General features: G+C 56.3%; 11 protein-coding genes. 9 read left to right on the forward strand and 2 right to left on the reverse strand.

Going from position 1 to position 11,813, the window contains the following annotated elements:
- From ACH2EH_RS14885 to ACH2EH_RS14910, 6 genes are all read left to right on the forward strand, one after another.
- A partial coding sequence (locus ACH2EH_RS14885) for a glycoside hydrolase family 2 TIM barrel-domain containing protein (protein ID WP_395142830.1) occupies positions 1–3,367 on the forward strand: 3,367 nt, incomplete at its 5' end.
- A 21-nt stretch (positions 3,368–3,388) separates the two neighbouring features.
- Entirely contained in the window at positions 3,389–4,177 is a 789-nt protein-coding gene (locus tag ACH2EH_RS14890; protein WP_395142831.1) for an SDR family NAD(P)-dependent oxidoreductase, read from the forward strand.
- A 21-nt stretch (positions 4,178–4,198) separates the two neighbouring features.
- Positions 4,199–5,134 carry a HipA-like protein gene (locus ACH2EH_RS14895; protein WP_395142832.1) on the forward strand — a complete coding sequence of 312 codons (936 nt, stop codon included), beginning with the start codon at positions 4,199–4,201 and terminating at the stop codon, positions 5,132–5,134.
- Entirely contained in the window at positions 5,115–6,053 is a 939-nt protein-coding gene (locus ACH2EH_RS14900; protein WP_395142833.1) for a HipA-like protein, read from the forward strand. Before ACH2EH_RS14895 ends, ACH2EH_RS14900 begins: the two co-directional genes overlap by 20 nt.
- Entirely contained in the window at positions 6,050–6,805 is a 756-nt protein-coding gene (locus tag ACH2EH_RS14905; protein ID WP_395142834.1) for an HIRAN domain-containing protein, read from the forward strand. The genes ACH2EH_RS14900 and ACH2EH_RS14905 overlap by 4 nt, the downstream gene beginning before the upstream one ends.
- A gap of 159 nt (positions 6,806–6,964) precedes the next feature.
- A complete protein-coding gene (locus ACH2EH_RS14910) occupies positions 6,965–7,615 on the forward strand; it encodes a hypothetical protein (protein ID WP_395142835.1) in 651 nt (216 codons plus the stop codon).
- Here the strand turns inward: ACH2EH_RS14910 and ACH2EH_RS14915 are convergent.
- Positions 7,612–8,430 carry a sugar phosphate isomerase/epimerase family protein gene (locus ACH2EH_RS14915; RefSeq protein WP_395142836.1) on the reverse strand — a complete coding sequence of 273 codons (819 nt, stop codon included), beginning with the start codon at positions 8,428–8,430 and terminating at the stop codon, positions 7,612–7,614. The genes ACH2EH_RS14910 and ACH2EH_RS14915 overlap by 4 nt on opposite strands.
- Before the next feature lie 30 nt (positions 8,431–8,460).
- On the opposite strand from ACH2EH_RS14915, the gene ACH2EH_RS14920 reads away from it, so the two are divergent.
- Positions 8,461–9,294: a phytanoyl-CoA dioxygenase family protein gene (locus tag ACH2EH_RS14920; RefSeq protein WP_395142837.1), complete on the forward strand. Its 834-nt coding sequence runs from the start codon at positions 8,461–8,463 to the stop codon at positions 9,292–9,294.
- Here ACH2EH_RS14920 and ACH2EH_RS14925 read toward each other — a convergent pair.
- Positions 9,291–9,890, reverse strand: coding sequence for a hypothetical protein (locus ACH2EH_RS14925; protein ID WP_395142838.1), 600 nt, complete (start codon positions 9,888–9,890; stop codon positions 9,291–9,293). The two genes, ACH2EH_RS14920 and ACH2EH_RS14925, sit on opposite strands and share 4 nt — an antisense overlap.
- 41 nt (positions 9,891–9,931) lie before the next feature.
- Here ACH2EH_RS14925 and ACH2EH_RS14930 point away from each other — a divergent pair, with 41 nt between their 5' ends.
- Together ACH2EH_RS14930 and ACH2EH_RS14935 are read left to right on the forward strand one after the other, a co-directional pair.
- Positions 9,932–10,306 carry a methylglyoxal synthase gene (locus tag ACH2EH_RS14930; RefSeq protein WP_395142839.1) on the forward strand — a complete coding sequence of 125 codons (375 nt, stop codon included), beginning with the start codon at positions 9,932–9,934 and terminating at the stop codon, positions 10,304–10,306.
- A 5-nt stretch (positions 10,307–10,311) separates the two neighbouring features.
- Positions 10,312–11,667 (forward strand): sulfatase, encoded by a 1,356-nt coding sequence (locus tag ACH2EH_RS14935; RefSeq protein WP_395142840.1) that lies wholly within the window; start codon positions 10,312–10,314, stop codon positions 11,665–11,667.
- Positions 11,668–11,813 lie beyond the last annotated feature (146 nt).

Genomic DNA, 11,813 nt, shown 5'->3' on the forward strand with positions numbered 1-11,813 from the left:
TGGTGGGGTTTATAGTGCGTTCTATCTCTGGGTGAACGGCAAGAAAGTGGGCTACTCGGAGGACAGCAAAGACCCGGCGGAGTTTAGTCTCACCAAGTATCTCAAACCAGGCAAGAACTTGCTTGCTGTGGAGGTCTATCGCTGGTGTGATGGGAGCTACCTAGAAGACCAGGACATGTTCCGCTACTCGGGGATCTTTCGCGATGTCTGGCTGCACGCCACTCCCAAAGTGCAGATTCGCGATTTCTTCTGTAAGCCTGAGCTTGATGCAAAGTACGAAGACGCCACACTCAAGACTCGGATCTGGGTACGCAATCTCTCTGGTGAGCGCTCGGGGAGCCGTAAAGTTGAGGTCAGTCTCTACGACAAAGCCGGCAAACGAATCGGGCTGACCGAGGCACTGCTCGATAGCTTCCCCAGCGGCCAGGAGCGCAGTGCTGAGGTGCGGCTGAAAGTGGAGAACCCGGCGAAGTGGACGGCGGAGACGCCAACTCTCTACACGGTGGTGCTGGCGCTCAAGGATGAGAATGGAGTGGTTCAGGAGGCAACCTCGACACGGGTGGGGTTCCGCAAAATTGAGTGGAAAACGGGCGTCTTTACCATCAATGGCAAGCCCGTCAAGATCAAGGGAGTGAATCGCCACGAGCACGACCCGGACACAGGACGGACACTTTCCCTGGCGCGCATGGTTCAGGACATCCGCCTGATGAAGCGCTTCAATATCAATACGGTTCGCTGCGCCCACTACCCCAACGACTCCCGCTGGTACGATTTGTGTGACCGCTACGGGCTCTATGTGATTGATGAGGCCAATATCGAGAGCCATGGCATGGGGTACGGCAAGGAGAGCCTCGGGCACGATGTGGCCTGGCAGAAAGCGCACTTAGACCGCACCGAGCGCATGCTTCAGACCCACAAGAACCATCCGAGCATTGTGATGTGGTCACTGGGCAACGAAGCGGGGCCGGGTGTCAACTTCGCCGCCACCGCCAAGCGGGTGCGCGAGCTGGACCCGGCGCGGCCTATCCACTACGAGCGGGACAACTCCGTGACCGATGTGGACAGCGTGATGTACCCCACGGTTGACTATATTCTCAGTGAGGGTAAGCGCAAGTCTAGCAAGCCGTTCTTTGTGTGTGAGTACGCGCATGCCATGGGCAACGCAGTGGGTAATCTTGTGGAGTATGCCGCCGCGTTTGAGAGCTCGCCGCGCAATATGGGGGGCTGCATTTGGGACTGGGTGGATCAGGGATTGACCAAAAAAGCTCCTGGTGGTGAGTCTTACTTTGCCTACGGCGGCGACTTTGACGATAAGCCCAACGATGGTAACTTTTGCTGTAATGGGCTGGTGACACCAGACCGCACAATCACGCCCAAACTCTACGAAGTCAAGAAGTGCTACCAGAATATCGAGATTGCTGCCGAGGATCTGGCGGCAGGGCGCATCCGTGTCACCAATAAGTTCAGCTTTACGGATCTCAAAGAATACACCTTGCACTATGTCGTTACAGAAGACGGTCAGAAAATTGCCAGCGGTAACTTGCCTTCCCTAAGCTGTCCGGCGGGTGAGAGCGTAAGTGCGATTCTGCCACTGAAGAAGCCCAGCCTCAAGCCTGGTGCGGAGTATTTTGTGAAGGTCTCCGTGTTGGTGAACACGCGGATGGAGTGGGCTGAGGAGAACTATGAGATTGCTTGGGAGCAACTCAAGCTCCCGTGGCTGCCTGGCTCTGCGCCGTTTATTGCCTTGGCACCGCTCGATCCGCGTGGGCAGTGGATCATTGATCTTCAGAAGTTTGGCCCCGGGCGTATCTCTTTTTCCCGTAATGGCGGCAACTTTGAGTTCGTCTTCAATCGTGACACGGGGATCCTGGAGAAACTTACTCATAACAAGAAGCTTGTTCTCTCGGGACGTGGCCTCTCGCTCAATGTCTACCGCGCTCTGACCGACAACGATAGCTGGCTACGGGCGAGCTTTTTCGAATCGGGGCTCTCCAGCCTCACCCCGACCGTGGAGTCGTTTAGCTATAAAAACTCCGCTGATGGGGGGACGATCACGGTGACGGTCAAGGCGAAGTGGCTGGGCTTTAAGGGCAATGGCTTTGAGCAGACGGCGCTCTACACACTCCTGCGCGATGGTACGGTGCTGGTGGACTGGCGGCTCGATCCCATCGGGAACCTGCCATCGCTGCCGCGCCTGGGAGCACGCTTTTCTGCCCCGGTCAGCTATAGTAATTTTACCTGGCTGGGGCACGGTCCCAGTGAGTCCTACCCAGATCGCAAGGCTGCGATGGACATTGGACTCTGGAGTGGGCTGGTGAAGGATCAGTACATCGCCTATGTCCGCCCCCAGGAGAATGGCAATAAAGAGGACTGTCGCTGGTCCGCGCTGCTCGACAAAGAGAAAACGGGTCTTTTAATTGTCGCTGAGGACGAGCCGCTGGCGATGTCCGCGAGTCATTTTCTGCCCGAGGATCTCGATAACGCCCGCCACCGTCAAGGGGAAGAGAAAAAGTACAATAAGCTTGTTCCGCGTAACGAGGTGAGCTTCTGCGTAGACTGGCTCCAGATGGGGCTTGGGGGGGCATCGTGTGGCCCTGGCCCACTGGCCAAGTATCTGTGCAAGCTCGACACCACCGCACGGCTGCGCTTCTCGCTGCGCCCCTACAACCCGAAGCTCGGCGAGCTTGCTAGTGTGGCCCGCCGCCGCCTGCCGATTACCGCCGCTCCGCTGGTGGTGCGGGGGGAAGATGGCCGGGTGACGATTTCCCACAAGCTGCCGGAGGCCGTTTTGAACTACAGCCTTAACGGTGGCCCGGAGCAGCGCTACACCGAGCCGTTCTTAGCATCCGGCGCGACGACTCTTGTGGTGCGTGCCCTCGTTGCCGGGCTAGCCCCCCGTGAGACGACAACCACGACCTTGCCAGAGATCATTCCGGTGGCACGCCTGAACCGCTCCGGCTGGCGGGTGAGCGCTGATAGTGTCGAGCCCAGCGAGGGTGATGTTCAGAACGCCTTTGACGGTGACCCGGAGACATTCTGGCACACGGAGTGGAGCCAGCGCGAGCCCGCTCCACCGCACACCCTGACTATCAACCTGGGGGATGAGCAAACCCTCTTGGGCTTCGAGTATCTCCCGCGCCAGGGCCAGGCCAACGGGCGCATCGCCAACTACACGCTTGAAGTGAGCCACGATGGGCGAAGCTGGAGCGCTGCTTACACGGGGAACTTCCCCAACACAACCAAGCTGCAGCGGATTTTCTTTACGAACCCCACCTCTGCACGCTTCGTCCGCCTGGTCGCAAAGTCCGAGGTCGGTGGTAAGGCCTGGTCGGCGGTAGCGGAGCTGAATCTGCTAACTGCCCCGTGAACGGGGCAGTGAAAGAATATTATGGCAATTTTAGAGACACTTTTCGGTTTAGATGGCAAGATCGCGCTGGTGACGGGCGCGAGTGGTGGCATTGGCTCGGCGATTGCGCGGGCCTACGCGGAGGCGGGCGCAACCGTGATCCTTCATGGAACACGACAGGAGAAGCTTGAAGCGCTGGCGACAGAGATTGGACTGCCGGACAAGACCGTGATCATGCCCGCCGATCTCTCCACGCCTGAGGCGTGCAAGGGACTGATCGCGCAGATCGAGAGCGAACTGGGGCGACTGGATATTCTCGTCAACAACGCCGGGATCAACTGCCGCAAGCCCGCCGCCGACTTCACGGAGGACGACTACCGAACGATTCTTTCGGTGAACTTAGACGGTGTCTTTTTTCTCTCGCAGGCGGCCTACCCGCTGATGAAGAAAAACGGTGGGGGCAAGATTCTCCAGATCGGTTCGATGACCAGCTATATTGGCCTGGGAAATGTGGCCGTTTACGGTATGACCAAGTCCGCGATCGCACAGCTTTCCAAGACACTGGCGGTGGAGTGGGCCAAGGACAATATTCAGGTCAACTGCCTCTGCCCCGGCTTTATTGTCACGCCGCTCACGGAGGCCGGGATGATGTCCGACGAAAAGAAAGTCAAGTGGCTGATGCAGCGCATTCCCGCCCATCGATTCGGTGTCCCCGACGATCTGGTCAGCACCGCACTCTTACTCGCCTCACCCGCATCGTCGTATATCACCGGCCAGCTTATCGCCATTGACGGGGGATTCTTAGCGGGCGGAAGCTGGGACAATCCTTAGGTGCAAGACAGGAAGCTATAAGTGGCCGCATTTGATCTTATCGTGGTTCAGGAGAGCTGGCCAAGATCATTGGAGCAAATGGGAACAAAGCGAAAGTTCTGGTATAAGAAGCACGATGGAGATGAGGAAGACAACGAAGAACGCTGGATTTTTAAGTATGCTCGTGCAGGTACGGGGGAAGACTGGGCAGAGAAATTTGCTGAGTACCTTTGTGGTTGTTTGAGGCTTCCTCACGCAACCTACAAGTTGGCAATGACATGGGAAGGTGAGTATGGGGTTGCATCACCCTCTTTCCTGCGCCGTGAGGAGAAATTCATCTCAGGGAAAGAGTTTCTCAGCATGGCTGATCCACACTATCGTCAGAACCGTACTAAATTTAAGAACTTTCTCCATACGGTTAATGCAGTGATGCAGGTGCTTACAAATATTTCATCACCCAAAGGTTGGAGTTTGCCAAATGGGATTCACACTGCAAATGATATTTTTGTTGGTTATCTTATGCTTGATGCATTAATTGGGAACGTAGATCGTCATGATGAGAACTGGGGAGTATACAAAAATATATATAATCTGGATTATATGATTGCCCCAACTTATGATCATGCAAATTCTTTAGGCTCTTTATTAAAGGATGAAGAACGTAAAAAAAGGTTATTTACTAAAGATGCTGGATACTCTCTTCCTGCATATGCTAGTAGGGGGATGTCTGCATTCTATGAATCTGGTAAAAATAGGCAATTAACTCCTCTTGAAGTGTTTCGTGAAGTTGCTGAGATGTGTCCTAATGCAACTAGGATTTGGCTGACAGAACTAGATGCTTTAACTGTAGACGATTTCGAGAGAGGATTCGATGAGATTCCACAGGATCGTATCTCATTTGAGTCCCGAAAATTCGCCTTACATCTTCTGTTATATAATGTGATGCAACTCAGAAGCTATGGTCGGGGCAATGTTTGAGGTCGTGACTCTACAGGAACACTGGCCGCGCTCTTTGGAGCAGATGGGAACCAAGCGCAAGTTCTGGTATGCCCAACATAATGAAGAAGAGGGAGAACCGTTCTGGTTGTTCAAGTATGCACGGCGTGGTACCGGTGAGGATTGGGCTGAAAAGATTGCGGAGTATCTCTGTGAGTGCCTAGGGTTGCCGCACGCACGCTACGAGCTAGCGATCACGGAGCGTAAAGAGTATGGGGTTGTATCTCCCTCGTTTCTTAGGCGCGGTGAGCAACTCATTCTAGGGAATCAACTTCTGGCAACGGTAGATCCTAGCTACGCACAGATGCGGACACGCTATGGAAACTCGATTCATAGTGTGAATGCCGTCTTGACCTTGCTGGCTATTGTTGACCCACCGCGTAGCTGGATATTGCCTGAGGGAATCAAGACCGCTCCTGAGGTATTTGTGGGCTACTTGCTTCTCGATGCTCTGATTGGTAATGGAGACCGTCACGATGAAAACTGGGGAGTCGTTGCGGAAACCACGGGGATACAGCGTTCGCTTGCTCTAACATTTGACCACGCTTCCTCAATGGGACGTGAGCTGACCGACGAAGCGCGACGACAGAAGTTGAGCACACGTGATCAGGGACAGTCCATCGCTACTTATGCGAACCGGGGGCGCTCCGCGCTATATCGAGCAGTGGGGGACAAGAGAACCCTGGGAACAGTGGAGGCGTTCACCGAGGCCGCAATATACCACCGTGCAGCAGCACAGTATTGGAAACAGTCACTAGACAAGCTAACCCCAGAAATCTTTGAGGAGGGATTCGACCAGATTCCGTCGAATCGTATCTCCGACGTGGCACGTGAGTTTGCTCTGACCCTCCTTCTGCACAATCAGCAACGACTCCGTGATGTCTTGAAACTGGAACGATGACAACCGTATTTTTAGCTTGGCAAAACGCCGAAACGCGCCGCTGGTTTCCGATTGGACAGCTACAACAACAGGCAGATGTTTTTGAGTTTCGCTATCTGCAAGGGGTCAGTCTCGCTCAAGAACTAGGGGGTTTTACACCGCTCCCTGAGTTCCAGAAACTGTCTGCCACTTACAGATCAGAAACGCTTTTTCCCCTTTTTGCCAACCGGGTGATGCCTGCCAGTCGCCCGGATTTCGCCGAGTACATCTCCTGGCTGCGGTTGGAAGGGCAGGAGAAAGACCCACTCGCGTTTCTTGCTCAGACCAACGGATTACGGCAGACGGATACTCTGGAGGTCTTTTCTGATATTGAGCCAACTTCTGAAGGGGGATGGAAAACGAAATTTTTCATTCACGGACTTCGCCATATGTCTCCGGGAGCATCCTCACGGGCGGAGAGTCTTGAGGTAGGTGAGCAACTGAGGCTATTTCTGGACATTCAAAATCCCGTGGATGAGAAAGCCGTTGGTTTACGCACCTACGCCAAATCCTCAGGCGACATGATGCCGCTTGGCTACTGTCCCCGCTATCTGGGTGAGGCCGTTTTCGCCTCGCTTTTGCAAGACCCCAAGAGTGTGGTTACTACTGTGCTTGCTATCAATCCTCCTCCTGTTCCTTCGCAGTACCGCGTTTTGTGTGAAATTAGCTTTCAACCGGGCAGTGTCTTCCCCTTTAGTGGGCCAGAGTTTCGGCCTTTTGCCGGGATCGCCTGAAAAACGTTTGTGAGACCCTCGGAGTTTGTCGGGTAGGGCGATAAAGAGTGCGGGGGGCTTCGGGAAAATTCCGGGGGCTTCCTGCAACTTTTTTTATCGCTTCTGGTCAAAGTTGCTATCTGCCGTAAACACTTACACGGACGAGAGGAGTTTGACCTGATGAACCTACAACGTTTAACGCTACTTACGACAAATTTCACTGAGGCCAGCGATGCGCGGCTCAATGCATTTGCTTTTGACCATATCCAGCGCCTGACGCAGGCCAATGCCAGTGGTGCGTTGAGCACCCGTCTTACGGAAGTTCAGAGCGCCTACACGGCCTGCTTTGGCACCATGAGCGATGAGGCGCAGGCGACGGCGCAGCGCGAGGGGCTGACCCAGACCGCCAACCAGGCACTTGCCGCGCTGAAAGATGCCCTCTCCGATGGTGAGGCGGCGGTGCAGGTGGCTTTTGGCAAGGACTCGGCGACCTACCAGGAGTTCTTTCCCCAGGGCCTCACCGAGTACCGACGGGCGACGCTCACCACGGCAAGCGCTCTTTTTACTCGGTTTGTGGACACCGCCAAAGCCCATCAAGCGGCTCTCGGGGCCGCGTTTGCGAGTAAGTACGAGGGGCTGCTGGCGGCCTATCTCACGGCCCACAGCGCCCAACGCATCCGAAAAGGCGCGGTCAGCGAGCTAAAAGCGGCCAGCTGCATCCAGCGGGATCTGTTAGAAAAGATCCTCTGGAAGAGTGCGCTGCTTCTCGCCGCCGAGCACGTTGGTGACAGTGCGGCGCTCGGGGTCTACTTCGACACCACGCGGCTTTAGCCTCCAAAGAGCGCACGGGCCGCCGTGAGGCTACGGCGGTCTGACTCGGGGCGGGTGAGCGTCTCAGGTGTGCCCACCTCCCAGCCTTGCTCCACGTAGATGGGAATGTTTGGGCAGTGAGCGCGGACAAACGCGGAGATATCGGTGTAGTCAATATCGCCAATCTGCTGAAATGTCTCGGTGAAGATGCCTCCCTCGCTCTGTCGCAAATGAAGCGCTTGCAGACGGCTACCGTAGAGCTTTAGGATAGTTTGAACTGAAATTTCGCTATTGCCACAGCCTCGGTAGACCCAGTGAGGATCGAAGCAGAACCAGACTCTTGCATGCGTTATCATGGTAAGAAACTCTCTGGCTCCCTGGCGTAGTTCGGCATCGTGGATATGATAGGCCACCAAAATTCCTTCCTCTGCCAGCGCCTTCTGAAGCACATCAAAGTTGGTGAGCTGTTGCATGAGTTGTGCGTCCGTCTTGTCGAGTGGCTGGCCCCAAGCAATCGGCTCGGCGTTGACGGTGAGCTGCCTTGCTCCCATTCCATAGGCCCAGCGGGCGGAGGCGAGGATTTCCTCGAAGCTATCTTCCGCATCAGGCTCGTGGAGACGAATATTGCGGTAGGTGGAGGGCATCGCCAAGCTATATTTCTGGAGTGCGACAATCAGCCGCTCTTGATCTGCCTCATGGGTGGGCAAAAACGGCTCGAAGGAGTCTGCCCCCGCAGCCGCCACACTCTCCAGCGCTTCGTCGTAGTGGTCTTCCAGGCGCTGATTCTGCTTTGTGTAGTGTTGATCCCAACGCCAGGCTCCGATTCCGATTTGCATATTATTGCATTTTAGAGCAAAATCAGGGTTATGCAAACAACGGCATTTCAATTCCGCCTCACTGATACGGAGCGGCGGCACTTTAACGAACAGGGCTACTTGATTGTGGAGGACGCACTTGACACAGAGCAACTGGCGCGGCTCACACAGCTCACCGATGCGATCCATGAAAAGAAGATCGCGGCGGGCTTCGATCCGAGCGCGGCGCTTTTCTATCCCAACTTCATCCCCGATGCCCCGGAGTTTGCGGATCTTGTGGACTACCAGAAAATCTTGCCCAAAGTCTGGGGGATTTTGGGCTGGAATATCTATCTTTACCACGCGCACTTAATCGTCACGCCGCCGTCAGGGAAGGCGCGCGACAATAAAACTTTTGGCTGGCACCAGGACAGTGGCCGAGTGAACGCTGAAATGGAGAGCCACCCACGCCCGCGCCTCTCGCTGAAAGTGGCCTACTTTCTCTCGGACACCAGTGAGGAGGGGCGAGGCAACTTCTGGATTCTGCCGGGGAGTCACTTAAACGACACGCTCGCGCTCCCCACAGATAAACTCGGTCAGCCTGAGGGCGCGATCCCGGTGCGTGTCAAGCCTGGCACCGCCGTGTTTTTTGACCGTCGGCTCTGGCACACCGCGAGCCCGAACTGGAGCGATGTCACCCGCAAGATTCTCTTCTACGGCTACGGCTACCGGTGGATTCGCACCAAAGACGACATGACGGTACGCGATCTTTGGCCGCAGTCCGACCCGATTCGCAAGCAGCTTCTTGGCTATGGAGAGAGCTGCAACGGCTTCTTCTCGCCCAGCGACGACGACGTGCCGTTGCGTGTCTGGCTCCGTGAGCACTCGCCGGAAGAGGCGCGTTAGCCAGCAATCGTGAGCAAGATTCCGAGCAGGCGCTCGATGGGATGCAGGTACTCTTCGTCGCCGTCTATCTCTAGGTAATCGCCCGTAAGCCGTAGGAAACGCCAGTTGCTTCCGGTGGTCACCGCGCCGTAGAGAACCGGGAGTGGGTTGTCCTCGCGCTCATTGAAGATGCGAGCCGCTACTAGCTCGGCGGCGCACTGTGCGAGGCCAAGGTTAATCTTTTCATTCTTGGCCTCGACCACGGCAAAGACGGGCGCATGGATGGAGTAGGGGTTGCTGTCACGGGAAAGCAGGTAGTCGCAGTAGCCATTGAGCCCGCGCTCGATGTCTACGTTAAAGTCCACACCTGAAAACAAACTGATCTCCCGATTTCGTTGGCGACGGACTTCAGCGAGAATAGGCATGATGAGCAGCTCCGAGCGGGCCTTCTCTGTTCCAATCGCCAGCGCGAGAGGCTCGTACTCGTGGAGCGCGGTTCGGAGAAAGTCGCTGGGGGTCGCTGCGTACTCCCCTTCAAAAAGTCGGGCCTGGAACGTAACGCTCAGGCCAAACTCCCGTCGCAAAACGGAGAGATCTGTGAAGTTCGAGTAAGCCATAAATCTCAGTATACCGCCTGAGAACTGGGTAAAATAGCGGTATGCAACCAACAGACTATGTGGCACTGATCGCTCACGATGGACGAAAAGACGTGATGGCTGATTTTGTGCGGCGGCATAAAGCGCAGCTCGACGGCCTGCCGCTGGTGGCGACCGCGACCACGGGTGGGATTGTCGAAGCCCAGACGGGTCTCGACGTGCGGCGGGTACTCTCGGGGCCGCGTGGGGGAGATTTACAGATCGGGGCACTGATCGCTGAGGGAAAAGTGCGCGCCGTGATCTTTCTTCGTGACCCGCTTACCGCCCACCCGCACGAGCCAGATATCTCTGCGCTGATGAAAGTGTGCGACATTCACAACGTGCCGCTCGCCACCAACTTAGCGACAGCGGAGATGCTGGTGGACAATCTTAGGTAAGGACGATGAAGCAACCCAATATTTTAGTTTTCCTGACCGACGACCACGGAGCGTGGGCGATGGGCTGTGCGGGCAACAAGGAGCTGCACACGCCTGCGATGGACTTTGTCGCCCGGACGGGAGCGCGTATGACCCATGCCTACACGCCGGGGCCGGTCTGCTCGCCCGCCCGTGCGAGCTTTTGGACGGGGCGTATGCCCAGCCAGCACGGGATTCACGACTGGATTCAGGAACCGACGCGCCCGCAGATTCGACTTCAGGGCGAGACGAATCTAGCGGAGCGACTGAAGGCGGCGGGCTACCAGACGGGCTTTTTTGGCAAGTGGCACTGCGGTGCGAGCTGGGAGAAGCAGCCGGGCTTCGATGACTACCTCGGGGAGAACAAGGAGCAGTACCCCCATAAAGGCATCTGTAAGTTTATGCACAACGATGTCCCTGTGGAGCACACAGGCCACCGTGCGCCATTTGTGACGAAAACAGCGCTGGAGTTCCTAGAAAAGCGCGATAAATCCCGCCCGTTCTTTTGCTTTGTCGGGCACGTGGACACACACTCGCCGTTCACGCAGCACCCGGAGCGGTTGGTGACGAGCCACGCCAAAGACACGTTTGAGGACATTCCCAAGGAAAAGTATGTGGGTAACGCGGCGCGGGTGCCGGGCAAGCTCCCCGCTGCCAAAGAGCACCGCCGGCGTTTAGAGCAGTACTATGCTGCCGTCGAGCTGATAGACGAGCAAGTGGGCTTGGTTCTTGACTATCTGGACGGAATCGGGGAGCTGGACAACACGCTGGTGGTCTACACGGGCGATCATGGGCACATGAACGGCCACCACGGTCTGTACTTTAAGGGCAATGCCACACAGCCACCCAACTTCTACGACGAGAGTATCCAGGTGCCGTGCGTCCTGCGCTGGCCTGGCCCGATTGCGCTCGGAACGGTAAGCACTGCACCGGTAAGCCACTGTGATCTCTTTCAGACGCTCCTTGGGGCGGCGGGCGTTTCGGTGAGTCACTACGATGGGCCAGGGCGCAGCTATCTCGGTTTGCTGGGAAATGCCGTGGACATAAAGTGGACCGACGCAAGTTTCTGCGAGTACGGCACGGCGCGGATGATCCGAACACCGAAGTGGAAGCTGATCACACGCTACGCCCCACAAGCCACCGGCGATGAGCTTTATGATTTAGAGCGCGATCCGCGTGAAACAAAAAACGTGCTCGGTGATCCCAAGAACGCCGCAACGGTGAAAGAGCTACGAGAGCGGCTGGACACGTTCTTTGCCAAGTATACCCAGCCCGGACGCGATGGTCGCGAGATCGCCGCCAAGACCCCGGATTACTTTAACGACAGCAAGCTCTGGAGCTAGCCGCCTAATTTATTGGGCATTCCCAACATTCGCAAAGAGCCGTGCTAACCGGTGGGCATGTTCATCATACGCCGCCTGGAAGATTTCGGTGCTGCGCTCGGTGCCGATGGCGACTGCGCCCGCGAGGGCTAGCGGCGGCTGCCCGG

The organism is Armatimonas sp. (genome assembly GCF_043760365.1).
Classification (GTDB): Bacteria; Armatimonadota; Armatimonadia; order Armatimonadales; family Armatimonadaceae; genus Armatimonas.

Bases quoted from the DNA above. Each gene is read 5' to 3' on its own strand.
- ACH2EH_RS14890 (WP_395142831.1), top strand. From the start codon at position 3,389: ATGGCAATTTTAGAGACACTTTTCGGTTTAGATGGCAAGATCGCGCTG.
- ACH2EH_RS14920 (WP_395142837.1), top strand. From the start codon at position 8,461: ATGCAAACAACGGCATTTCAATTCCGCCTCACTGATACGGAGCGGCGG.
- ACH2EH_RS14905 (WP_395142834.1), top strand. From the start codon at position 6,050: ATGACAACCGTATTTTTAGCTTGGCAAAACGCCGAAACGCGCCGCTGG.
- ACH2EH_RS14900 (WP_395142833.1), top strand. From the start codon at position 5,115: ATGGTCGGGGCAATGTTTGAGGTCGTGACTCTACAGGAACACTGGCCG.
- ACH2EH_RS14925 (WP_395142838.1), bottom strand. From the start codon at position 9,890: ATGGCTTACTCGAACTTCACAGATCTCTCCGTTTTGCGACGGGAGTTT.
- ACH2EH_RS14915 (WP_395142836.1), bottom strand. From the start codon at position 8,430: ATGCAAATCGGAATCGGAGCCTGGCGTTGGGATCAACACTACACAAAG.
- ACH2EH_RS14930 (WP_395142839.1), top strand. From the start codon at position 9,932: ATGCAACCAACAGACTATGTGGCACTGATCGCTCACGATGGACGAAAA.
- ACH2EH_RS14910 (WP_395142835.1), top strand. From the start codon at position 6,965: ATGAACCTACAACGTTTAACGCTACTTACGACAAATTTCACTGAGGCC.
- ACH2EH_RS14935 (WP_395142840.1), top strand. From the start codon at position 10,312: ATGAAGCAACCCAATATTTTAGTTTTCCTGACCGACGACCACGGAGCG.